Source organism: Pseudidiomarina indica, from assembly GCF_900104245.1.
GTDB lineage: Bacteria > Pseudomonadota > Gammaproteobacteria > Enterobacterales > Alteromonadaceae > Pseudidiomarina > Pseudidiomarina indica.
Genome location: NZ_FMXN01000002.1, coordinates 1 through 25243 on the forward strand (window position 1 = coordinate 1; position 25243 = coordinate 25243).

Here is a 25243-nt window from a genome sequence, read left to right on the forward strand (position 1 = left end):
AAGGCGACTTTTTAGATGGTTTTTGTATTGTTTTTGGTGAGTTACCAATTTAAACGAACGATTACGACATGTGCCAGCACACTACACAAATGTTAGGTAATCGAAGCCCATGAAAATATTTCGAATGTTGCCTATTCTTCTGCTGGTCGGTTGTGCATTTGGTGTAATCGATCGCACTGCTGAGCAGGTTGCTCTGTTAGAAGAGTGCTATTCGATAGTGAAACCAGCCTTCCTTTACGAGGCCCGGTGCGCAGATCTCAATTCACGAGGTTTCGGCAACAGTAAATTTTGCACAGGCATTCAGGGGTTCGATCCGTTGCCATACATTCGACCTGATGGTTCAAAGTATGAATACCAGTACCCGAAATCCTGGTCAGAATACATAAGTGACCGTGAGATGTGGGATAGTCAAATGTTCAATAAGCTTCTATTCGAAAAACAGCGAACTATCATCGCTCCCATTGATGTAGGAATACGGATACATGTTATTGACATTTATGAATATCCGCGGGGTGAAACCGGCCATGTGCTTGTTGGTCGAGCAAGAATTGCCAGCGGTGAACATCAGAATACAATTGTAGAATTGCCTTCTCCCGGCGGGTTCTCCGATACTGGGCCTTCCTGGTTAAAGCACTGGTTCTACCCGGATAGTGGTGATATCCAATTGTCAGAAGAGTATTTGCAACCATGCTATTAATATTTACCTAACAAAAGCGTCAACGCGGACCGGCTTTTCCGCTGGCGCTACAAAGCCGGCCGGTTACGCTAAACGTTAGGCGGCAAGGACCGTTCAATGATTGTCCGCGAAATATTAGACTTCTTGTATACCTACGTACTCACTGCATGGTACTTCTACGCTGCACTGGTCGTTATAGTTCTAGCCATTGCTGTTCTGACGAGGCGTACTAAGCCGTCAATTGCGTCAAGCATTCCCGTTCTCGGAGATCATGTTAGTACTGTTCCATTCTTTATTGCAGATATCTGGCAAGGCCTCGCAAAAGGCCATGGCTTAGTGGCCCTGCATCAAGAAGCTATCAGACTTGAGGTCCAAATCGTTGACTCATTAACCGGACTAATAAAATTTAGGCATCAGATTGTGGAAGTTCCAATCAGAGATGTCGCATCGATTGCCATTAGATCCTACTTGTTTGGAACCTACACACTGCTTTGGTTGCAGGGAACGAGGATGGATACTTTCCAAAGCTTTCCAAGGTTGCGTGGCGGGCGATGCAGACTGCGAATCGCGCGTCGCGACCGACAGAACTGCGCAGCCTTCGTAGAGCACTTCGCAACCGTCAAGGCGTCTGGGCAAGTGGTGGCTGCCGCCTAACAATTCGTTCAAGCCGAACTTGTTTGGCTCCGCTACACAAGTCGGCTTAACTCGAGCGTTAGCTTTTTTGGAACAGAACAATGGAGATCATATGAATATCGGGATGACGGCTGTGTTCGTAACGGCACTGTCTGTGGCAGGACTAGCTTTAGCTTCTGAAAGCTCTCCCTATGCCGGCGAAGAATCTCGTGAAATTAAAGCCCTGTCAAAATCAGAGATTGACGGCCTATTGGCTGGGAAAGGCATGGGTTACGGCAAAGCCGCAGAATTAAACGGGTACCCCGGTCCCGCGCATGTGCTTGAGCTCGGCGATGAGCTTTCGCTCACAGCCAGTCAACGGCAAGAGACGGAAATCGTTTTTGCTCAGATGGAGACTGCGGCCAAAGCCCTGGGTGCTGATCTTGTGGCAGCAGAACGTGCGCTCGATCAGGCATTCAGAAGCAAGAAGATAGACGAATCGTCCTTGTCGGAACTCGTTAAAAAAATTGGCGATGCTGAGTCTCGTCTGCGCGTAGTCCACCTCCGTGCGCATTTGCAGCAGACTGAAATTCTTAATGATCAACAGATATCCAAGTACATGGCTTTGAGAGGCTACAGCCGTGCCGGACACGGAAACCATCACAAGCATCATCACGGAAGATAGAAGCTCAAAAAACGGAGGCAGTTGCCTCCGTTCTATTTTTCTTTGCATAAAAAATCACTTGCTGCAGTGCGAGTAAGTATTTCTACCGTCATTCTCTATCCTTAAGAGCTTGAGCGAGACTTTGCCAATGCCAACCAAGAACAACTTGAAGTATTTTTTTCAATGACGTACAACGTTTAGGTTACCTCCTCCATAACTATTACAACAGGAAAAAGGCATGAAGTTAGCGCTGTATTTGGCGTCGAGCGTCCTCTTGACCGGAGTCTCGAGCCATGTTTTTGCGAGTGAAGACAATCGTGGTTACTATCGTGACCCTGCCATTCACCAAGATACAATCATTTTCACTGCTGAAGGCGATCTATGGCGAACCAGTATCCACGGTGGATTGGCCAGCCGCTTGACCAGTAGCACCGCGGAAGAACGTTACGCTGCGATTTCTCCCGATGGCCAAACCGTCGCATTCGTCGCGGACTATGAGGGTGCTCCCGAAGTCTATGTTATTCCCATTGACGGTGGTATTCCCAAACGAGTGACCTTCGAGAACAGCCGCACCCGAGTACAGGGTTGGACGTCAGACGGCCACATTCTTTACAGCACAGACCACGTCATGGGGCCAGCCAACCAATGGATACTCCGTACGGTCGACCCAGTTTCATTAAATAGCAAGACGGTTCCCTTAACCGATGCATTCGGCGGAAGCCATGCAGACGAAGCACTGTACTTTGTCCGTTTTGGTCTTAAAGAAGCCACCGCAGATAACGCGCGAGTATACCGTGGCGGGGCTATGGGCCAGCTGTGGCGTTATGCTCCAGGTGATGCAGAAGCAACTCGCCTTGTAGAAAACCACGAAGGTTCTATCCGCCGCGCCATGGTGGAAGGAACGCGGGTATACTTTATTTCTGATGCCGACGGCACCCCCAACCTCTGGTCCGTCAATCATAACGGTCAAGATATTCAACAACATACCCATCACAAAGACTTTCAAGTTTGGTCGGCATCTGTTGATGCGGGGCGCGTTGTTTATCAACAAGGGGCTGATTTGAAATTGTTGGATACCAACAGCGGCACCTCGCAAGTCATCGATATCCGTTTAGCCAGTGATTTTTCGCAGCGCCAAGAACGCTGGTTAGAAAGCCCCCTGAAATACCTCACCGCTACTCATTTTACCGGTGAAGTTGAACGGGTAACACTTACCGCACGGTCACAAATCGGTATTGCCGGCAAAGCCAATCAGCGTATCGTGAACATCAGTACGCCTGTTGGTAGCCGTTCGCGAAACGCCGTGTTAAGTCCAGATGGTAAATGGGTGTACGCCCTCAATGATCACAGCGGTGAAAATGAAATTTGGCGCTTCCCTGCCGATGGTTCTACGGGTGCAACCCAACTCACTAGCAACGCAAACACCTTCCGTTGGAACTTATACTTATCGCCCAACGGTGAGTACCTTGCTCATGATGACAAAAATGGCGACCTGTGGTTGTTGAATCTCAGTAATGGCAGCAACACTAAAATTGCCAGCGGCGGCTGGGGCCATTCCCCCTATCAAGACGTGGTTTGGTCGGCCGATAGCCAACTCATCGCTGTTACCCGCAAAAGTCAGCAAGGAGCCAGTAGCATCAATGGTGGCACGCGCCCACAAATCGTCCTATACTCAGTTGCTGAAAAGCGCGAGATGACGTTAACGAGCGAAAAATACGAGTCGTATTCCCCCACCTTTAGCCACGATGGCAATTGGTTATTCTTTGTGTCTAACCGTAACTTTAATGCGACCCCAAGTTCACCCTGGGGTGACCGTAATATGGGCCCCGCCTTCGATAAGCGCGGGCAAATTTTTGCGGTCAGCTTAAAAGCCCAAGCTTGTTTCCCTTTTGAACCTGCTCGTGAAGTTGCCATCTGCAACGACGAAGCAGTGGCGAAGGACCGAGCGAATCGTCGCAAACCACGCGTTGATTGGGATGGTCTCGCACAACGTCTATGGCCCGTGCCGGTCACTGCTGGCAACTATTACAACCTGCAAGCGAGCAAAGATTTCCTGTTCGTTCAGCGCTACCCAATCGGCAGCAGAAATAGTGAGTTAATCAGTATTAGTATCACGCCGCATAAACCAAAGGTTACCACCTTTGCGAAGCAAGTTCGTGAGTACCGCTTGTCTAATGACCAGCGCTCAATTTACTGGCGCACCCACGACAACAAATTGTTCAGTCACGCCGTGCAAGCAGAAGCGAAAAGTGACTTAACCCAAGCCACCTTCCACGCGAACCAATGGCAACTGGCCATTGATCCTGTTGAGGAATGGCAGCAAATGTTCCGCGATGCTTGGTTAATGCACCGTGATTTCCTCTTCGATGCCGATCTTCGCGGCGTGGATTGGGAGGCAGCCCGTAACAAGTATCACCCCCTCTTGAGCCGGGTCACCGATCGCCACGAACTCGACGACCTGTTTGCCCAAATGATGAGTGAGCTCAACGTGTTGCACTCCCAGGTGCGCGGCGGAGAGTACCCGGTACCAAGCGGACGCGCGCAAGCAGCCACCTTAGGTGCGGCGCTTGAAAGCACGTCAGATGGTGTCCGCATTCAACGTATTTACCAAACCGATCCAGAGTTACCCAACCAAGCGTCACCACTGGCTCAGCCTGGCGTTGATGCGCGTGCTGGCGACTATATTAAGGCAGTGAATGGTCAGCCGATAAAAAACCAAGCGGAATTGCATCTTGCTCTACGCAACCAAGCAGACAAGCCCGTCTTGTTAGCCTTGCAACGTGGCCGCAATGAGCATCGCACCGTGGTAACGCCAATCTCGGTACAACGTGATCACCGGTTACGTTATGAAGATTGGATCGAGCGCAATCGTCAGTCCATTCGTCAAGCCAGTGACGCCGATATCGGCTACCTGCACCTGTATGCAATGGGTGGCAATGACATTGCCAGCTTCGCCCGCGAGTTCTATGCCAACGTCGGACGTGACGGATTGATTATTGATGTCCGCCGTAACCGTGGTGGCAATATCGATAGTTGGGTGATTGAGAAGCTACTGCGCCGTGCTTGGGCATTCTGGGAACCAAACACCCATGGTGCGCCTTATACCAATATGCAGCAAACCTTCCGTGGCCATTTGGTGGTTCTGACTGACCAACTGACCTACTCTGACGGTGAAACCTTCTCCGCCGGTGTCAAAGCCCTCGGCTTAGGACCATTAGTCGGTAAGCGTACCGCTGGTGCAGGCGTTTGGTTATCAGGACGGAATACCTTAGCGGATGGCGGTGTGGCACGTGTTGCTGAAACTGCTCAATACGCAATGGACGGTCGCTGGGTCATTGAAGGCTACGGTGTCGAGCCCGACTATGACGTTGAGAACCTCCCTCACGCAACCTTCAAGGGGCACGATGCTCAACTGCAGTTTGCCATCGAACTGTTAGAGCGTCAGTTAGAAACTGAGCCCGTACAACCCTTGCGTCGACAGTCCATGTCAAATCCAATCGCGGATGATATTCGCCCTTAAAAAAAAAGCCCGTGAAAACGGGCTTTTTTATGCCTCCCCCTCTTATTAGCTCACCTGTCTGCAAGATACGTCAATTGCGTGTCATAGCGGGCTGATAGCCTTAGTCTGTCTCTTTTTATCATTGAATCAGCTAAGGAATTATCATGGCTCAATTTATTATTCACACCAAGCCGAGCAAATTGGCGATAGCCATTGCCTGTGCCGCGCTGTCGCTAGGCGTCAGCACGTCGCTGCTTGCGGCACCGAACAGCATACCCGCAGTACCGGAGGCAAATACCTTAGTGACCGCCGAGTCACCTCGTTACCAGCCTACGGTCTACCCAGATCGCGTCACCATTTTACCGGGCACCAATGCCAGCACGTCACAACAAGTCACCTGGCGCACAGCTGCCAGTGTCAACGAATCGATTTTACAGATTACCGTGGCGCAACCCACGCCTGGCTTACACCTCACGGCAACGGAACATCAAGGCAGTTTTGTCGCACTGGAAACCCCCAATGGCAAAGCGCACCACCATCGCGTAAAACTCGACAACCTAACACCTGACACCCTTTATGCTTATCGCGTCAAAGGCGGCGATACATGGAGCAACTGGCATCAGTTTCGAACGCCGGCTGCCACCTTCGAGCCTTATACCGCGCTTTATTTTGGCGATGCACAGAATGCCGTGTATTCCCATTATTCACGCACCGTGCGTGAGGCCATTTTAACCGCACCCCGCGCCAAAGTGATGATTTACGCGGGCGACTTAGTGAACTCGCGCGATGGCATTCATGACGACGAATGGGGCGAGTGGTACGATGCAACCAGTTGGCTCAGTGCATGGGTATTGCAAGTTCCTGCGGCTGGCAACCACGAGTTTAGTAGTGACGATAACGAGCCTCTACGGTATCTATTACCGAACTGGACGGCGCACTACAAAGTTTCTGGCAACGGCCCAGCGAGTCTCTCCAAGACGGTTTACTACACCGACGTACAAGGCGTGCGCTACATTGCCATGGATTCCACCGAAGCATTGCAGTCGAACGAACATGCGAAAGCTCAGGCAGAGTGGCTTGAGCAGGTCTTAGCAAATAACCCCAACCACTGGACCGTGGTGGTGCATCACCACCCAATGAATTCTGTCTCACTGGGCCGCGATAACCCACCATTACGTGAGCATTGGCAGCCGATTTATGAAAAGTACAACGTTGATCTTGTCTTACAAGGCCATGATCATACTTACGGCCGTGATCACAAAGCGCACAGTTTGGCGGAACAAGGCCCCGTCTATACAGTGTCGGTGGCAGGCCCGAAAATGTATTTAGTCAGCGACACCGCCCAAGAACGCATGGATCGCACTGGTGAGGATACTCAATTATTCCAAGCCATCGAGTTTTCGCAGGATCAATTGGTGTATCGTTCTCTCACGGCTACCGGTGAACTCTATGATGGCTTTACCCTGGTGAAAACAGCATCGGGTAAACAATTTATTGATGAGCAGCCTAACACGGCAGAACGCCGTTGTGAAAACCCCAATAAACCACGCCCTCATCGGTGCTGGAATGGCACTGATTTAATTCATGCACCAGCCGCGCTGAAGGAATAGTTGAAGGAATAGCCAAAGCAGCCAAAGGCAGACACAAAAAAGCCGGGACTTGTTACCAAGACCCGGCTTTTTATTTCACCACAACACCCTTTATTTAAACAAAGCGAGAACACGCTCTAACGGCACCAATTTTACGTTTTGCCCTGCTTCCGGCATTCGTTTGCGACCATCTTGCACCAATAAGGCGCCTTGTTCAAAGCCTGCCCCCAGCGACTGCGTGGTCACTTCCAAACCATCGGTTTCCGACGTGCCGTCAATGCCAAGCTCTGAATTCGTGCGGATGCGGAAATGCGCCAGCAAATTCCATGGGGCTTGCCCTTCAAACACAATGTAACTGTCATTTCCTTGGCTAGAGACAAACAACAAAGGCTGCTCATCAACCACCGCATAGGCCAGGCCTTCAATGTCATCCACTAATTCTGGATGTTCCGCCACCAAAATGATCGGCTCGCCTTGAGTCTGCCCCGTTGCTAATGCATCAAAGAGCCACACAGCTTCGTCTTCTTCACCCACAAACAAGCGTTGCTGCGCATCATCAACCACACACCCTTCGGGCTGCGACGGCACGCGTAATTCACGTACCAACTCCCCACCTTCTGGGGTGACCACATAATGCTGGATTTGACCTGTTTTACTATTCACATAAACCGAGGTTGTTTGCGTCGCATCATGGTAGCCCATGCACAACCCGTAGATTTCTGTCAGGTTGGTCGGAATGTTTGCAGCTAAACTCAATTCACCGTTCGCACTGATATGAAACAACTGAATGCTGTCATCATTTCGCAGCGATGCCGCAGCTAACTGGCCACGAACGTCCACGTTATTGAGTCGGCCAATGGTTAATTCTTGTTGCAAGCGCCCGTGCATGTCATACACCATCAACCCAATTCGTTTATCGGTGGCAAGAATGCGGCTTTGCTCTGGATGCTCAGGATGTACCCAAACTGCGGGGTCGTCAATCACATCACCACGGCGTGACGCCGGTTCTGTTTCCAACGTGGCTTCTACTTGCAACACTGGAGTCACCGCCTCCACGGCAAGTGGCTGCCCGGAATAAGGTCGCAATTGAATGACGTCTGAACGTGCGCCCGTTTCGTCGACACTCAGCACCACTTGGTTATCGCCCACCAACTGGATATCTTGCAACTCGTCAAAGCCAGCCACTGGGTAGGCGTGTGCCATGGTGTAGCCGTCATCGTGCGGGTAGAATTCCAACAATCTTGGCGGTTCTTCTTCCAAGGCCAACAGTCGACCATCGGGCATTATTTCCAACGCTTTCAACTCGGCTTCAATGGCCCCGAACGGTGATTTAACGGCAACTAACTGGCGGCCATCATCCGCTTCCGGCTCTGCTTGATACGCCCAAATGGCCTGATCACCTTCAGCAATATACAAGGTTCCCTGATGCACCACGCACGCGGTGCTGTCATACGGAATATTTAGCTCTCGAATCCGCAACGGCTCTGCTAACCATTGCTGATCTTGACGCAACAATAACTGGTCCGCACCACCGCGGCCGCCAATTAAAAACACCGACAGCTGCTGATTTTCAACGCTTTCATAAAAGCAGATATCTTCCACCACGCGGGAGGTAATCTCGCCCTGCCAGAGTGGTTGCACGGAATCTTTTCGCTGCAACCACAGTTTCAGCTCTTGGGTGCCATCATTGACTGCGCCCCACACTGCTGTATCGGGGCTCAACTGCAACATCCGCTGCGATTGCAAGACGGTTACGGGTTCCTGAGACTCTGGGGTGGCATTGGCACACCCCAGTAATAAGCAGCTGGAAACTGCTGTCGTAATAAATGCTTGTTTAAACGAAATCATTTTGATCACCAGTTTGTAATCTGTAAACCGAGCGTGAAGCTACGTCCATAACGCTCGTATTGTGCGTTATAGGCGCGGCGACCGGTGTATACATAGTAGCTTTCGTTGGTCAGGTTATTCGCTGCGAACGAAATGCTCACATGGTCGTTGAATAAATACTTCGCAGAGAAGTCCACCGTCATGTTGTCGTCTTCGTACAGGTCATAACGGTTGTCTTCAATGTCGCCAAGCTCCACCAAATATTTGGATTTAAAGTTGGCCGCTAACCGCAAACTTAAGTTCATGGTTTCATAGCCCACGGCAAAGTTCGCGGTGGTATCTGATTGACTTGGTAATGGAATATCGCGCTCCATCATCACGCCATCGTCCAACCAATCCACCGTCGCTTCAGAATCAGTGAAGGTTAAGTTGGTGCTAAATAGCAAGTTGTCGAGCCAGTTGTTATGGCCCTTCAACTGGTGAATAAAGTTCAGCTCTAAGCCATACACCCATGCGTCATCACCGTTAATGTAGGTAACCGCTTCGTCAAAAGCCTCGTAACCAGGGCGTCCCGCCAAGTCGGCTTCATAAACGAAGTTCTTGATGTCTTTGTAGAACAACATGGCTGACATCACTCCTAAATTGTCGTCGTAATGCTCAATGCCTAAGTCAATGTTGTTCGAGGTGAGCGGCTTCAAGTTCGGGTTCCCAAACTCTGACTTTAAATCGCCATCGTCATTTTCGAGGTAATAGCTGGGACGCAACTGCTCGAAGCTTGGGCGTACCATGCCTGTGGTCAATGCAAACCGAGCAATGGTGCGATCGGATAAATCATAGCGGGTAACTAAGCTTGGTAACCAACGCGCATGACTGTACTCACTGATATTTGGGGTGAATTCTCCGGTCTGATCGTCATAACGGTTCCCGACAGCTAATCGCTCATCATATTCATAGCGCGAACCCACAATCACCTGCCAGTTAGAGCCCTGAATATCCGCCATTAAATAACCCGCAGAGATATCTTCTTCAATATCGTAGCTGGCAATCGATGATTCCACATCGTCACGGAACGCGTTGCGGTCCAGTGGCTCCAGTAATTGCCACACGACATCAGCTGACACGCCAGGACCAAATTTCTGCAAGCCGTATTTCACGTCACCGCCGTAGTAATCGCTGAGGGATAAATCGGTCACTCCTAAATCAGCAAAGTCTTCGTAAATAAAGATATCTTCACGAGCGGTTTTTTCGCGCTGACTGAATTTCAACCCCGATTTAAAGGTCACTTGATAAGAAGGTTGTAACCAATCGTAGGCCACATCAAGCTTCACGTTCTTTTCTTTTTCTTCGGTAAACGCGTCACTAATTTCAACTTCATCCAGCTCATAACCAGAGGTGTCATGCATGCTGCTTGGGGCAATGATTTGCAAGTTATCCACGCCGGTATAGCCAAACCCTTGGTCGAATGCTTGCTTAAATTGCGCCCCACCAATCGCTAATGGCTGAGCCTCATTGGCTTTACTGGAGCCCGCTTCAAGCACCACGGTCCAATCCCCAAGCCGTTGCTCGGTACCAAGAACAAATGCGGTGATCTCTTGGGTTTCTTTCCGTGATTTAAGTTCTTTGACTACTTCGGCCGCACCCGTCGTATCTGGTAACATCGGGTCTTCAAATTCAATCACATTGCCTTGGCGAATTTCAGTGTCCGCAAATTCACTGTATAAGGTACGTAAGTAGTAATCCGAATGGTCTGTCGGGCGGAAGTCGAGGTTTAATGCCAAGCCGGTGCGCTCACGATTCACACTGTAGGCGCGCTGTTCCATTTCTTCTAAACCAGGCTCATCAAAGTCCCAGTTACCGCCGGTTTCCACGTTATCGGTGGTGAATGAACGGTCATGGTAGCTACCTGCAATGGCAATCCCGAACGCATTCTCGCGATTCCCAACCGCATAGGTATTACTCCACACGCCCGATACTTTCGGGTTAGTTTCACTGGCTTGCTGGTTATAGCCTAAGTCGGTGGTCAACGAGTAAAAGCGGCCGTCACGATCAAATGCGGTCATACTTTTTAATTCAATATTCCCACCCAAGCTTCCAGCAGCGATATCTGGCGTCAATGTTTTATTGACTTCAATCGATTCCAACAAGTCCGCTGGAATCACATCCAACGCGACCGCCCGTCGCCCAGCCTCAGGCGCAGCAAGCGTGGTGCCGTTATAAGAAACCGAGTTCATATCAGGTGCTAAGCCACGAATTCGAATGAATCGCCCTTCCCCTTGGTCCCGCTCCACGGATAAGCCAGGGATCCGTTGTAATGCATCACTCACACTGTCGTCTTGCAGCTTACCCATGTCGTCTTTTTTGACCACGTTAATGATACCGCCCGCATCACGCTGTTGCTGCACGGCTTTTTGAATGGCTTCACGACTACCAATCGTTACCACTTCTTCCATGCTTTCATCGATGGCTGGCGTGGCTGATTGGTTCGCTTCTTGCGCCAATAGCGCGCTACTATGCACCCCGCAAGTAGCGGCAATAAACCAAGCAAGATAGGATTTTTTCATAGTTGGACTCACCCTGTAGTGAAAGAACTGAATTTTTACGCTGGTCACTATAAGCGGGGGATGTGACAAACAGATGCCGACAGCCCTTGGTGGGTGAGCTTTTTTGATACGGGTCTTTTGGGCTCAAGCGGCGCAGAAGTGTGTCACAGGGTTGTCATATCCATGCGCTAAAATCGGCAACGAATTGGCCCATCTGACCTTCGAGCGCACCTGTGACGAATTTCAAGATAACTTGGCAAGTTTTACTACTTCTCCTAATCCTCATCGCCGCAAGCAGTTTCGCGATCAATTACGGTACCTGGAAGCCTTCGGCTGAAATTAACTGGCTGGATTTTGTTGGGGAAGGCTCGAGCTTATTAATTATGGCCTTTGTGTTAGGCCTGCTGTTAAAAACTCGTGCAGCAGGCCGCATTACTAACGGCATTTATCTGGGGGGAAGCTTATTATTGACCTCTATGACCTTGGATGTGTGGGACGAGTTTCTCCGTTATCCTGAGTCCTCCCAACTCATGAGCTGGCTCGAATCACTGCCCATGCCCATTGGGTTTGTCGTGCTCGGACTCACCGCTCACCAGTGGTATCATGAAACGCAAATCATGCAACGGCAAATGCGGCTGCGTGAAACCCATTTACGGGAGCATCGCTGGCTCGATCCGCTCACCCTGCTCTACACCAAACCCTACTTAGAGTACGTCTTAAAACGTGAAATTTCGTTGCAGCGAGCCACGGGACAATCGCTTACGCTGGTAGGTATCAATATCAAGAACTTTGATCTCCTGAATCAGCAGCTTGGCTGTGCAGTGGGCGATCAACTCCTACGGCAACTGGGCGAGTTGTTGGTGCTGCTCTCGCGTCCCGACGATACGGCGTGCCGCGAACACGCTGACCGCTTTGTGCTGGTGCTGCCCCATACCACCATGGAGCAAGCAGAAATCATTGTGCGGACGCTATTAAATGCCTTAACTGAAGCTTTGAATAAGGTCACTGAGGTGCGCCTAGAGGCATCGTTGTTACGCGTGACTGAGCCCAATGCCGCCGCAGCTCTACGACAACTCAATGCCTTAATGCAACAATCCTCCGTGGCCCCCGGTAAGCAGAGTGACTATGCGCAACTGGCACATCATTAATCACCCCCGGCTGTTCAGCAAACCATTACTGCAAAGCTTGGTGCCGCTCGCAGAGCGCCGTGGCGTGCCCACCAGTCGGTTATTTAAAAACACCGCCCTTGCTGCCACCACCGATTGGCAATTGAGCAATCATCGCATGAGCCTGAAAGATTGGTTTCAGGTGGTTCAAAATGCCGAACGTTTTGTCCAAGATCCGCAAATTTGGCCGCTCGTGGCACAAACCATTATTCATGAACGCTTGAGTCCGTTGGCCGAACTTACCCTGCAAGCCCCCCATTTATTTGATGTGCTCAAACAATTGCAGCATTACCGTCAGCTGATTCAGCCGTTAGAATTTGGCGTGGCCCGAGGGCATGAAGGGATGTTGGAGATTTATTTTTTACCCAGCTGTGGTGCGGTGGCCACGTCGAGTATGCTAAGCGTCAGCATGTTACTTACCATTGCGCAGCAACGAGGCCTTGCAATTCACCAATGGCAGTTAAAACTCCCCGCCAGCTTGAGTCCCCTGCCACAATGGTCGCGTTGGTTTGACAAGATCAGTGAAGGGGCTTTTGTTTCCGTGCGCATTCCACAAGCGCAACTGTTCGAGCCCTTGCCCCATGAACCAGATTATTACCGCCAAGCACAAGCGTTTTGTCGCATGCAACACCGTGAGGCTAAAACGCCCTCAGCACTCACGCACACCTTGCGCTGGAGTTATCGCTGTTTGCAACAGCAGCAACAACTGTCAATTCATGATCTTGCAGCGCACATGCAACTGAGTGTGTCCTCATGCAAACGCATGCTCGCCCAACATCAGAGTAGTTTTCAGCAGTGCGTCGATACCATGCGGCTCTTTCGCATGGTGGAACTGCTCCAACAGCAACCATACAATAACAGTCAACTCGCGGCACAATTGGGCTATTCCAACTCCAACAACCTGCGCCGAGCCTGCAAACGTTGGTTGGGTGAGAATCCGGCCCGGTTGCGGGAAATTCTGGCCTAACTCACTTCCCCATCTAAATAATACCAGCGACTATTTTCCCGAATAAAATAGGATTGTTCTTCCATCACGGCAATCTCATCGTCCTGTTGAAAGTACGCTTTGAAGTGAACGTACCCTCGATTCCCATGCAGCCCAGTCGCCAAAATTTGCAATTGCAGCCACGCGGGGTTGTCATCTAACGTTAAATTTTCAGGTACGGTGCTGGCATGCCAAGTGGCGCGAACGTAATCCTCCAAGCCACGTGCATACGCGCTGTATCGCGAGCGCATCAATTCTTCTGGGGTGCGCGGGAGTTTCGTCGCTTGGTGAAATGGCTGACAGCACTTAGTATACTTGCCGCCGCCACAGGGGCACTTGTTACTCATGGGTTGATTCATCGTTGCTCATTCTCTCCAGTCCTTGTACATTTGACCCCATCCATGAATCCGGCGCAAGCCACAAATAGATTTCCCCTTTCGAACCTTAAGGAGGTCCCATGAAACTGACCGTAGAAATCAGTAAATACCCATTACAAGATAACTATTTAAGTGCCATTCAAGGCTTTATTGATGAGTTGAATCAACACACCGATATCCATGTCATCACCAATACCTTAAGCACCCAAATCTTTGGCGACTACGATACCGTCATGGCAGCCCTGCAAGCCTGTATTCGCTGGTCATTTGACCGCTACGGTCAAGTTGTTTTTGTCTGTAAATTCTTGCATGGCGATTTACGTCCCTAGTTCCCCCCTATGCCTTTGTGACATTTATGTTTATGATTGATGACATAACACGTTGATGTGAGGTTGTTTTAGGAGAAGCGAACAGGCAATGCGTGGGAATACAAATAATAATAACAATACAATTTCCTTCGGCGAGTTGGCCCACGCCATTTGGCGGTTTTTACCCAAGTTGCCACAATTTGTGAAAGCTCTTCGAGTTCTTTCTGGCGCCAAAAAGCACCATCAGGGCTCCACCGGCTACTATCTCCAGCAAGCCGCGGCGCAGTATCCTGAACGTGTGTTTTTGAAAACCCACACCGCCACCTACACTTATGGGGAGTTCAATCAGTGGGTCAATCAACTGGCACACGCGCTGAACCGTTACGGCATCCAGCGGCAGGAGTGCGTTGGCCTGCTGTTCCATAACAGTGCAGAACAATTGGCGTGGGCGTTTGCGGTCAATAAAATTGGCGCCGTTGCTGGTATGCTGAACCCGAAACAACAGGGAGACGTCTTAACGCACAGCATTACCGTGTTGCAACCTAAACTAATTGTTGCTGCTGACGAATTTCATGACGTTTTACGTCCGCATGCGGCACTGTGCCCCCAAGGTTTTACCGGCACCGCAGCGGGCGATGTTTGCCTCACGGAACTGATCCCGAACGAACCATGTGACAACCCAGCGATCACCGCTGAACTCACCCTTGGTGAAAATTGTTTTTACATGCTCACCTCTGGCACTACCGGACTCCCCAAAGCGGCAGCGATGACCCACTTACGTTGGTATAAAGCAGGCGTGGGGTTTGGTCGCATGACGCTGAATTTAACCGAGCAAGATACGCTTTATAGTACCCTGCCCTTATGTCATAACACCGCTTTATCCATCGCCCTAAGCGCCACTGTGCTCACGGCATCATGCCTTGCCGTGGTGGATCGCTTTAGTGCCAGCCGCTTTTGGCAAGAAGTGGCTCACTTTAATGCCACCTGCTTTATCTATGTCGGTGAATTGTGTCGCTACCTATTGCAACAACCAGAACGCCCTGAAGATGCCCAAAACGGCATTCGTGCCATGATTGGGAATGGCTTGCGCCCCGAACTCTGGGATGAGTTCCAGCAGCGCTATCAAATTCCGGCAGTGTATGAATTATATGGCGCCAGTGAAGGCAACGCAGGCTTTGTGAACGCCTTTAATTTAAAGCGAACAGTTGGGTTCAGCCCCATGACGTACGCCATTGTCCGCTTTGACCATGATCACGAAACGCCCTTACGTGACAGTCGCGGGCGACTGCAAAAAGTGAAAAAAGGCGAAGTTGGCTTATTACTCACGCAAGTGTCCGCAAAAGCCCCTTTCGATGGCTATACCAACAACCCCGAAGCCAATGCTGAAAAACTATTCCAAAACGTGTTTAAAGCGGGAGATTGTTGGTTCAATACCGGTGATTTAGTGCGCCACCAAGGGTTTCGCCATATTGCCTTCATTGATCGGGTTGGCGACACCTTCCGCTGGAAATCAGAAAACGTGGCAACCACGGAGGTTGAAGCATATGTATCCCGTTTCCATGACGTGATTGAGGCCGTTGTCTATGGGGTGAAAGTCCCTAATGCTGAAGGTCGTGCCGGCATGGTCTCGTTAGTGCTTGATCAAGGGCGGGAATTCAATCCTCAAGCGTTTTATCAGTTTATCCGTGACAAACTTCCTGACTATGCCCTGCCTCGCTTCATTCGCTTGCGTACCGCCCATGAGCTCACCAGTACCTTTAAAATCATGAAAGCACAGCTGAAAAAAGAAAGTTTTTCGCTGTCACAAATCACTGATCCCTTGTATGTGCTAATCGATGAGCAACAAGGCTACCAACCGTTAACAAAAACCCTGTATCAAGCCATTCAGTCGGGGCGGGTATCATTGCCCTAAGCAACATAAAACCGGCCAATAAAAAAGGGAGCTCAGCTCCCTTTTTATTGCGCACGGCTTTCGTTAGAAGTTATAACGTAAACCAATCATCGCGACCGTTGGGTCAATATCAACGTTCACAGATTCTGCAGTAACGCCGTTAATACGAACGTCAGCACGGGTATCGATTGCCATATAGCTGACCATGGCGTGAATGCCCCACTTTTCGTTCAGCTTATAGTTAAAGCCGGCTTGTGCCGCGAAACCAAAGCTGTCGGATAGCGCTAAATCAACCGTGTCGGCGGCAGTAATCACACCTAACGCAGTCAAGGTATCGGTTAACTCAGGGTCCACATTGTCTTCAAAGAACGTGGTGTAGTTCAGACCTAAACCAACAAATGGTTTGAACACGTCACTGCCCACGTTAAAGTGGTACTGCGCCATCAAAGTTGGTGGCAAGTGCTTGGTTTTACCCACTTTCAGGCCATTAATTTCGCCTGAGCCGTGAATTTCGTGGCTAAACGGGGTGGCTGCAATCAGTTCAATGGTCCAATTCTCATCGATTTTGTAATCGATGGTTAAACCCAGCTGCACGTCACTATTTACTCGTACGCCCATGCTACCCGCCGGTGCACCAGCAACGCTTTCAATCACCGGCAAGGAACCACTACTATCGTTTGGCATCACACCAATTGCACCCACGTTCACTGAAAAGTCAGCATAAGCTGGAGTGGCGGCGCCTAACGCAAGTAAACTACATACCAATAATGATTTTTTCATACAGCTCTCCTTATCAAGATGCGTCCATTTTAAGAATTGCTGCAGAGCATTTATTGATCGAGATCAATATGTTTAAAATCGAAAATTCGGGGGTATTTGGGCTCCTTGGAAGTACCCCAAAGGGGGTAGTTCCAAGGCCCAAGGCAGGTTCATTAAAGGGTTACGCGACAATCATTGCCTAAATTATCCTCAATGATTGCTTTATCGGCTAAGTCGGTCACCCCATCCAAATTCAGATCGTACCAACTTGATTTGCCCCGTTCAGGCGCAGCCCAATATTCCCACTCATCCAAATCCGTTTGATTCACCAGCAAATCACCATTGCCGTCGCCAGGACAACTAATGGCGGTGGCCAGTAACTCATCCAAACTGCTCCGTAACGTGGTCAATCGTGCCAGTTGTTCGGCATTCAGCTGTGCCTCCCCATTGGCTAATAAGTTGGCATCTTCACGGTCCAACTTCAGTTCTTGTGGGTTCGCACTCTCGTTCACTTCATACAATTCTTCGGTATGCACCAACCCTTGCGTTTGACAATTCGGTCGCGCCAGTCGCACCAATTTATACTCGCCATCGCGCAGGGTGAATTGCTGCTCAGGGAACAAGGTCAAGGCAGGCTCTCCCAGTCCTTCTCGATAGGCGTTGACCGCACAGCACGAGGTGAAGCCGTCGGGGTCGATATCGCTACCCGGCCCATACCAAACCCCGCTTTGATCTTCACAGACTTCTTGCTGTGGAAATATCTGCACACAAATGTTGGCTTGAGGCAGCACACAAGGCGGGGGTGGACTGCTGTTGGGGTTCAAAGCCAGCTCGGCGTAGTTATAATCACGAATCGGAGGATGATCCGGGTCCTCTAAATAAGGGAACACTGGCTGCGCATCAAGCCGTAGCTCTTCAGCTATCGCCGTATCATCAATGCCGGCAATGCCGGTAAAGAGGCGAAACAAGTCCGTGCTATTAATCATGTGCGGCACGTCCCTATCGGGCTCCACCACCGTAGGACCCGCCACAATGAGCGGGACCCACACCCCACTTTGATACAGCGAGCCTTTGGCCCGCAACGGATCAAACGGCGCTTTCACCGACGGCATATAAGTGCCATTGTCCGCCGTAATCACCACCACAATGTCGCTCTCTTCGTTATAGACCAAGGCGCCATCGGCATCCCGTGTGGCCACGCCAATGCTTTCAAACAGCCGCCCCATTTCATGGTCAATGGCTTCTAACATGTGCTGTACCACAATCCGCTGTTCCGCAAACTCAGCCAAAGGCGTCGGATCCACCACCCCAACATCCGCCAAGCGACTACTCACCGGCGTGCCGCAGCCTGCCAAACTCAGCATCGCCTCGGGATGAGGTAATAACGCCGCGGGGGGTGGCTGCAACGGTGCATGTAACGCCGAAAAACCTAAACTCAGCATCCATGGCGTTTGGTCATCATCCGCTCGCTCTTGCATGGCCTTGATCCACGCAATAGCCCGATCGGTTTCAAGCGTGGTTCGATATCCCCGAGCAGCAGGATCACTGGGCGTTAGCGTGTAGGCATTGCCATCCATGTCGTTGATTTTCCACTCGCCGGTGTAATAGCCATTTTGCACATCAAAGCGCAATTCGGCCGCCCGCGTGGCTTGATAATCGGTCGTATTCGGATCCAAAATACCGCCCTGCTCGACACAGGTACGTCCCGGCGTCGGATACAGTTCGGGATCATTCATCACCACATGGTCGCCATCGACAAAATAGCACACGCCAAAATCAGCACCATGTTCAGCATCCAAGGCGGTCACTGGCACCCAACCACATTGATAGGTACCTTCTGAGCCAACACCGCCGGCCGTGGTGTCAATCGGATACGGCGCGCCATCAAGATACCCGGCAAAGTAATCCCACCCCAAAATGCGCATGGCGTCATCCCCTAACGGATGGTTGTCCGGCCCTAAATCCGAGCCCGTGAGATGCATTTTGCCAATCAAACCGCTCACATAGCCGGCTTCTTCACGCAATAGCTCGGGTAATGACGTGGCATAGGGCGACATCTGTGAGTTCGCTAAATCCGTAGATAGAATGGCATTGTGCACACCATTGCGGAACGGATAACGACCGTCAAAAAAGCTCACGCGCGTGGGCGAACAAGTGGGCATCGACCATGTATTCCGAAAACGTACGCCGGCTTCCGCAATGGTATTAATACTCAGGGTATTCGCCGGGGTTACCCCGCCGTAGCCAAACGCACTAAACTGGTCAATTCCCGCATCATCAATCACCAAAAATAAAATATTCGGCGGCTGCGGCGTCACCGCACCCGGATCATCTGGGTCTACGTTAACCGGCGGCTCATCGGGCTGACTGTCACTTCCACAGGCGGCCAACAACAGCGTTCCGATCACGAGTAACCCTCTCAGCCATGGTGTTTGTAATCGTTTCATCGTGTTTTCCTCGGTACTGTTATAGGCCACATACCGTCCCTAAGGCGGCCTCTATGATTGTGAGATCATCCATGTCAGTACTGCCATCAAAATTCACGTCATACCAACTGGATGCCGTCCAACCGGCATCCACAATGGCGTGGTAGTTATCGATATCGCGCTGATCCACCACCCCATCATAATTGCCATCGCCTACACAATCCGGCTGGGAACTCATGATGTCTGCAACAGCGGCACTTAAAGCGGCATAGTTTTGCTGTGCTTCTTCGGTTAAATCAGGCACTCCAGCCGCACCCGCGCCAGCCAATAGGTCACGGTTGGCGGTGTCCAACAAGGGCACGTGATCTTGGTTGATCTGGTACAGCTCAATCGAGAACCAATCCACCGGGCCGTCAGTGGCCGGGTCATAATCCAGCGCATGGTTTTGCACCAATTTATAGTGCTCATTACGAATGGCCTGATACAAGGTCGGCCCCATCGCCAAGCGATTGGTTTCGTATTGCGCTGGATCGGCCTGATAAATGACTTGGTTCACCTCCCAGCATTGCGCTAAATCACCGGATTGATAGGTTTGCACCACCAGACTATCGTCCGCACCAATACCCCACCACACACCGCCGTTATCTTCGCAAACACTTTTACTGGTTGGCGTATGCGAGCACATGGTGCTAAACACACAAGGCCCGTTACGACCATCGTTTAACTGAATGTTCAGGGCCCCTTGGGCAAAGTTATAGGTGCGTAAGCTCGGCTGCGTGGCGTCCTGAAGATACGGCATCAACCCCATACTATCGGGACCACCCATCGCGATCACGTCCGCTTCAAGGCCTGCGATTTCACCAAACAAGCCATACACATCGGTGGCATTCACCATATGTTCAACGTCACGATCCGGATCGTCCACCAAATGCCCGCCCACCACGAGCGGCACCCACACACCGGTTTGATAGGCTGTGCCTTTGGCGCGGTTTAAATCAAACGGGGCTTTCACCGTCGGGCCAAACGAACCGTTATCGCCCACAATCACGACCATGGTGCGGCTGTCCGGGTTGTAGACCAGACCGTCTTCGGTTTCGGTGACAATTCCGGTCTCTTTCATGAGCTGAGCTAATGCCGTATCGAGCCCTTCAATCATGGCATCGGCGATGCGTCGGGCATTCAAGGTATTGCCCGCACTTAAGTCACACTGAGCGTTCAACTCATGATGCAAGTCGCGCACCATCAATTCAGCGGGAGGCGGTTGCAACGGGGTATGGGGCGCGCTAAAGCTCACCGTCGCCATCCATGGTTGCTCACCGCTGCGGCTGTTTATCCATTCGGTGGCGGCCTGTGCTTCAATCACCGAGCGGTAGCCACGGCCACGTGGATCCGCTAAGGGCACTTGCTCCACCTCGGCGCCATCATTAATCACCAATTCGGACACGTAGTGGGCATTCTCGCGGTCGAACACCACAAACTCAGGTGCGGTGGCAGCGCACGATGCATTGGGCACCAAAATACCGCCTTGCAACACACACTGGAGGCCCACGCTATCGCCAGTTCCGCTGTACGTTAATTCACTGCACTGGGTGGCGGAGGTATAACAAGCACCTTGGTCCGCTCCCACGGTGGCGTTCTGCGCCAAACTCGGAACAAAGCCACAACTGTAGGTACCTTGCTCCCCCACGCCCCCAGCGGTGGTATCAATGGTTGCCGGTAAACCGCCCAACCAACCGTAAAAATAATCCCAGCCGAGCATATGGGGTGTCGCATATTCAAAGGGGTTGTGTTCCGGCCCGCCCAAGTGAAACTTACCGAACAAACCACTTTCATAGCCCGCTTCTTGCAACATTTTCGGCACCGTTTGTAAATACGGGGATAACTGGGAGTTGGCAAGATCATTCGGCCCCAACGCCTGATACATCTTGGTTCGTAGCGGATAGGTACCCGCTAATAAGGCTCCCCGACCGGGCGAACACTCGGGCATGGACCAAGTATTACGAAAGCGCACCCCTGCTTGAGCAATGGCATTGATGGACGGAGTTTCCGGTGGGTTCACCCCGCCATACCCCATCACCGACAACTGATCGATACCGACATCGTCCATCATGACAAACAAAATATTGGGAGCGAGCTCAACCGGATCCGGATCCGGATCAATCACCACCGGAGGGGTGGGCTCAGGGTCGGAGCTACTGTTATTGCATCCGGTGAGGGCAATGGCCGTGACGACGGCACAAAGCCAAGCCGTTGATGGTTTCATGGTGTTCTCCTTGTTGGGTGAGGATTCAACAGCAACGGATCGTTCGGGTTCATTGCCTGGAGTTGCTCCAACAGCGCAATTCGTTCACGTTCATCCTGGGTGTATTGCAACAATGCCACTCGTAGGGAGCGTTGTTGCGGGGATTTATCAAGGGCGTCGCGCAGTACTTGTAACGCTTCAGTACGGCGACCACTATCAAACAATGCGACCGCATACACATAGGCATACTGACTCTGGTCAGGAGCCTGTTCGGTGGCTTGCTTTAAATAAGTTAAGGCCAGCGGTAGCTGCCCTTGTCGCACGAGGCTCAGTGCCAGAGCATAGGTGAGCTCCGCCGCTTCGGGCAGCCGTTGCTGAGCACCGCGTAACAACTGCTGGGCCTCTGCTGGTGCCTGTTGTTCACGCATTTGCGCCAAGGCAACCAAGGCGGGAAGGTAATTCGGATCCCGTGCTAGAGCGCGTTCTAACGCAGGCAGACTTTGGTCATGTCGGTTGGTGAGCGAGGCAATCATCGCTTGATTAAAATGTGCTTGTGCGGTACCTAAATGGTGCGCTTGCAATTGCTCGTACTCTTCCACTTGCTGAGCTTGCAGTGGTCTCCCTTGGGCAATCAATTGCTCCAACGCCGTCACCCGCACTGCCCGAACTGGATCCGTGAGCAGCCGCGGCCACAGGCGTTCCAACACGGATCCCTGAAATAAACTCGGCAGCACTTCTATGGCCGCCCGCCGTACCATGGGGTCTTGATGTTGCAAGGCTTGCGCCACCTCACGTTGAGCAGCGGTCGATGGATAATTTGGGAGCTCGCTAAGCAACGCCGCACGGCGAATGGCAGGTTGATCGTCCCGTTGTAGCTGCGCTAATAATTCTGCCGCCGCTCCGTCCTGACCATTTCGCGCTTTAAATAACGCCACGGCATAGCCGCCATCGCGCGGTTGCGCCTTTGGATACCAGCGTTTGAAGGCAGCGATCACAGTGCTCGGATCGTCGTCTTGATGGCACCCTAAACAGGCATCGCTGTGCCCTAATGCCAATGCTTGAGCTGGGTTCGGGCTAGAAAAGCTATGATCATGCCGCCAGTCATTGCCCATATAGACCTTGGCCGGCATATGACAACTGGTGCACTGCGCTCCCACGCTATCGGCCGCATGAAAATGATGCTGTTGTTCACTGGTGGCATGGCATTGGGAGCAAACCTGCTCCCCCGGCGCTTGTAACTGAGCGCTATGAGGATTATGGCAATCACTGCATACCACCCCAGCTTGATGCATCCGACTTTGAATAAAAGAACCGTACTCAAATACCTCATCCTTAATCTTACCGTCCACCTCGTATAACTCGGCCGTCAAAGGACTGATAAGCAGTTGGTCATGAATGGCAACGGTGGGCTGAAAGGGCTGCAACTCGCTACGGCGACTATGGCATTGCGCACACACCTGCAACTGTTGCTCGGCATCAAACACCTGCAACGACCACCCAAAATTAGGTAAATTCACCGCGGTTGGAGTTTGCGCAGCCCAATCAAGATGTTGTTGCGCGGGACCATGACAACTTTGGCACCCGACCCCCAGCGCTTGCCACGACGAACGAAAGGTATCTGTTTCGACGTCGTAATTTTTCTGGTAATTCGTCACATGGCAGGCAATGCATTGGGTGTTTGCTTGATGCGCAATCTGTTGCCAGTGCAGTGGATGGTCGGGGGTATCTGCTTGCGCAGGATAAAGATGAAAGAACTCTTGGCGTTCGGTATCCCAAGCTTTGCCGTAGGCTTGTAAACGCCCGTTGCGGGTTTCAATGAGAAATTGCTGGAGCGGTTCATAACCGAGCGTAAAACGCACGGGCAGCCCATCCACTTCCGCACGCGTTGGCGCTGTCATTGCACGCGCGTGATGAGATGTTTGCCACTGTTGATAGACACTTGAATGGCAGCCTTGGCAAGTTCTTTCGTCCGCCCAAGTTTCGGCCTTAGCAGGTGACATCAAACAGATAACGAACAGTGCTACCAAACAAGGCACGATTCGCTGCCAATGGATTTGGCATCGTAATCGGTCGTTCATGCCGCCTTGCCTTTTGGTTGTTATTTGTTCACATAGTAAAGTCTATATTAAATTTATGTCAACAAGTTTCAGACTAAAATCACCCCCACTGGTAGCACAAAGGCCATAAAAGCAGGTACACTGTGAGCCCCGTTTGTAGAGGTTTAATCATGACAGCCTTCCGCTCCAGCCAATCGTACGCCACGCAATTTCCCCAACTGGCACGAGCTTGCCAGCCCACTCCGGTCATAGCACCGCAATGGTTGGCGTTTAATCATGCCTTGGCAGATGAATTAGCTTGGCCAAGTGCTTGGCGGGATACCCAAGCGGGGCTTGAGCTCTTTGCGGGCAATACACTGCCCTCGTGGGTCACCCCTCATGCGTTGGCTTATGCCGGCCATCAATTTGCCCATTTTGTCCCACAACTCGGTGATGGTCGCGCCTTATTACTGACTGAAGTCGAGCTTGATGACCAGGGGCAACAGCGGGTTGATGTGCAATTGAAAGGCGCGGGCCGTACCCCCTTTTCACGGGGCGGCGATGGTCGCTCAGCATTAGGGCCCGTGCTGCGTGAGTATCTGGTAAGCGAAGCGATGCACGCACTGGGGATTCCCACCACCCGAGCATTAGCAGCCGTACTCACTGGTGAACAGGTACAACGAGAAACCGCACTGCCAGGCGCTATTCTCACCCGCGTTGCCGCCAGTCACTTGCGGGTAGGAACTGCCCAATACGTGTTGCACCAGCAACAATTTGAGCTACTCAAAACCTTTATGGATTACGTGATCCAGCGTCACTATCCGCACCTTACCCAGGCTGATGAACCCTACTTGGCGTTGTTAGAGGAAGTACAAAATCGACAAGCCGCCTTGATTGCCCAATGGATGAGCATTGGTTTTATTCATGGTGTGATGAATACCGACAACATGACGCTTAGCGGTGAAACCATTGATTATGGTCCCTGCGCCTTTATGGAAGCCTATCACCCGGCAACCAAGTTCAGCTTTATTGATAAACAAGGGCGTTATGCGTATCAGAATCAGCCGGCCATCGGACTGTGGAATATGGCCCGTTTTGCAGAAACATTGCTGCCCTTGCTCGGCGACGAAACCACCAGTGTGGCACAAGCCACCGCAGTGCTAGAGGAGTTCCAGCCCACTTACGAACAGCATTATTGGCAGCTCATGTGCGCCAAAATCGGACTCGAGTTCACCCCAGCAGCACAACAACTGGTCCAACGTTATTTGAATTTGATGCAGGCGTATCAGGTGGACTATACCTTGGCCTTTCGGGTGTTGGCCGATGGTGATGTGCAGCGTGCCGCTCCATTATTTCAGCACCAAGATGACTGGCAATTGTGGTACCAAGATTGGCAACAACAGGTGACTCCTCAGGCGGTCGCTCAACTAGCACAGCGCAACCCTGCTTATATTCCACGCAACCATTTAGTAGAGCGCGCCATTCAAGAAGCATCTCAGAGCGGTGATTTAACCTATTTTAATCGTCTGCAGCAAATTCTTGCCCACCCCTATGAGGAGCGCCTTGAGTGTCAAGCCGAACTGCAACCAGCGCGCCCCGACCAAGCGGTCACCCACACCTTTTGTGGAACCTAAGCACACCCTCGT

General features: G+C 51.4%; 16 protein-coding genes. 9 read left to right on the plus strand and 7 right to left on the minus strand.

Annotated features, from left to right (window positions below; translation table 11 throughout):
- Positions 1–109 precede the first annotated feature (109 nt).
- From BLP64_RS01745 to BLP64_RS01765, 4 genes are all read left to right on the plus strand, one after another.
- Positions 110–697 carry a hypothetical protein gene (locus BLP64_RS01745; protein WP_092591139.1) on the plus strand — a complete coding sequence of 196 codons (588 nt, stop codon included), beginning with the start codon at positions 110–112 and terminating at the stop codon, positions 695–697.
- 724 nt (positions 698–1421) lie between these two features.
- Positions 1422–1973, plus strand: coding sequence for a Spy/CpxP family protein refolding chaperone (locus BLP64_RS01755; protein ID WP_092591143.1), 552 nt, complete (start codon positions 1422–1424; stop codon positions 1971–1973).
- A gap of 217 nt (positions 1974–2190) precedes the next feature.
- The gene (locus tag BLP64_RS01760; RefSeq protein WP_092591145.1) at positions 2191–5472 is read left to right on the plus strand and encodes a S41 family peptidase; all 3282 of its coding nucleotides are present in this window, start codon (positions 2191–2193) and stop codon (positions 5470–5472) included.
- Between the two features lie 143 nt (positions 5473–5615).
- Entirely contained in the window at positions 5616–7061 is a 1446-nt protein-coding gene (locus tag BLP64_RS01765; protein WP_092591147.1) for a purple acid phosphatase family protein, read from the plus strand.
- Positions 7062–7151: 90 nt separating this feature from the next.
- Here BLP64_RS01765 and BLP64_RS01770 read toward each other — a convergent pair whose 3' ends face one another.
- Entirely contained in the window at positions 7152–8888 is a 1737-nt protein-coding gene (locus BLP64_RS01770; RefSeq protein ID WP_092591149.1) for a phytase, read from the minus strand.
- Between the two features lie 5 nt (positions 8889–8893).
- Complete coding sequence (locus tag BLP64_RS01775; RefSeq protein ID WP_092591151.1) at positions 8894–11428, minus strand: TonB-dependent receptor; 2535 nt, start codon at positions 11426–11428, stop codon at positions 8894–8896.
- Between the two features lie 212 nt (positions 11429–11640).
- On the opposite strand from BLP64_RS01775, the gene BLP64_RS01780 reads away from it, so the two are divergent.
- Together BLP64_RS01780 and BLP64_RS01785 are read left to right on the plus strand one after the other, a co-directional pair.
- Complete coding sequence (locus tag BLP64_RS01780; protein ID WP_092591153.1) at positions 11641–12555, plus strand: GGDEF domain-containing protein; 915 nt, start codon at positions 11641–11643, stop codon at positions 12553–12555.
- Positions 12533–13540 (plus strand): helix-turn-helix domain-containing protein, encoded by a 1008-nt coding sequence (locus BLP64_RS01785; protein WP_092591155.1) that lies wholly within the window; start codon positions 12533–12535, stop codon positions 13538–13540. The genes BLP64_RS01780 and BLP64_RS01785 overlap by 23 nt, the downstream gene beginning before the upstream one ends.
- Here the strand turns inward: BLP64_RS01785 and BLP64_RS01790 are convergent.
- Positions 13537–13905: a YchJ family protein gene (locus BLP64_RS01790; RefSeq protein ID WP_143001060.1), complete on the minus strand. Its 369-nt coding sequence runs from the start codon at positions 13903–13905 to the stop codon at positions 13537–13539. The two genes, BLP64_RS01785 and BLP64_RS01790, sit on opposite strands and share 4 nt — an antisense overlap.
- A 110-nt stretch (positions 13906–14015) precedes the next feature.
- On the opposite strand from BLP64_RS01790, the gene BLP64_RS01795 reads away from it, so the two are divergent.
- Both BLP64_RS01795 and BLP64_RS01800 read left to right on the plus strand, forming a co-directional pair.
- Positions 14016–14264: a YkoF family thiamine/hydroxymethylpyrimidine-binding protein gene (locus BLP64_RS01795; RefSeq protein ID WP_092591159.1), complete on the plus strand. Its 249-nt coding sequence runs from the start codon at positions 14016–14018 to the stop codon at positions 14262–14264.
- 88 nt (positions 14265–14352) lie between these two features.
- Positions 14353–16155, plus strand: coding sequence for a long-chain-acyl-CoA synthetase (locus tag BLP64_RS01800; RefSeq protein WP_092591161.1), 1803 nt, complete (start codon positions 14353–14355; stop codon positions 16153–16155).
- Between the two features lie 63 nt (positions 16156–16218).
- On the opposite strand, the gene BLP64_RS01805 is transcribed toward BLP64_RS01800, so the two are convergent.
- The 4 genes from BLP64_RS01805 to BLP64_RS01820 form a co-directional block, all read right to left on the minus strand.
- On the minus strand, positions 16219–16914 hold the full coding sequence (locus BLP64_RS01805) for an OmpW/AlkL family protein (RefSeq protein ID WP_092591163.1): 696 nt from the start codon (positions 16912–16914) through the stop codon (positions 16219–16221).
- A 152-nt stretch (positions 16915–17066) separates the two neighbouring features.
- Positions 17067–19340: a sulfatase-like hydrolase/transferase gene (locus BLP64_RS01810; RefSeq protein ID WP_092591165.1), complete on the minus strand. Its 2274-nt coding sequence runs from the start codon at positions 19338–19340 to the stop codon at positions 17067–17069.
- Between the two features lie 19 nt (positions 19341–19359).
- Positions 19360–21582 carry a sulfatase-like hydrolase/transferase gene (locus BLP64_RS01815; RefSeq protein WP_092591167.1) on the minus strand — a complete coding sequence of 741 codons (2223 nt, stop codon included), beginning with the start codon at positions 21580–21582 and terminating at the stop codon, positions 19360–19362.
- Positions 21579–23639: a tetratricopeptide repeat protein gene (locus BLP64_RS01820; protein ID WP_092591169.1), complete on the minus strand. Its 2061-nt coding sequence runs from the start codon at positions 23637–23639 to the stop codon at positions 21579–21581. The genes BLP64_RS01815 and BLP64_RS01820 overlap by 4 nt, the downstream gene beginning before the upstream one ends.
- A 149-nt stretch (positions 23640–23788) precedes the next feature.
- Here BLP64_RS01820 and BLP64_RS01825 point away from each other — a divergent pair, with 149 nt between their 5' ends.
- Positions 23789–25231 carry a protein adenylyltransferase SelO gene (locus BLP64_RS01825; RefSeq protein WP_092591171.1) on the plus strand — a complete coding sequence of 481 codons (1443 nt, stop codon included), beginning with the start codon at positions 23789–23791 and terminating at the stop codon, positions 25229–25231.
- Positions 25232–25243 lie beyond the last annotated feature (12 nt).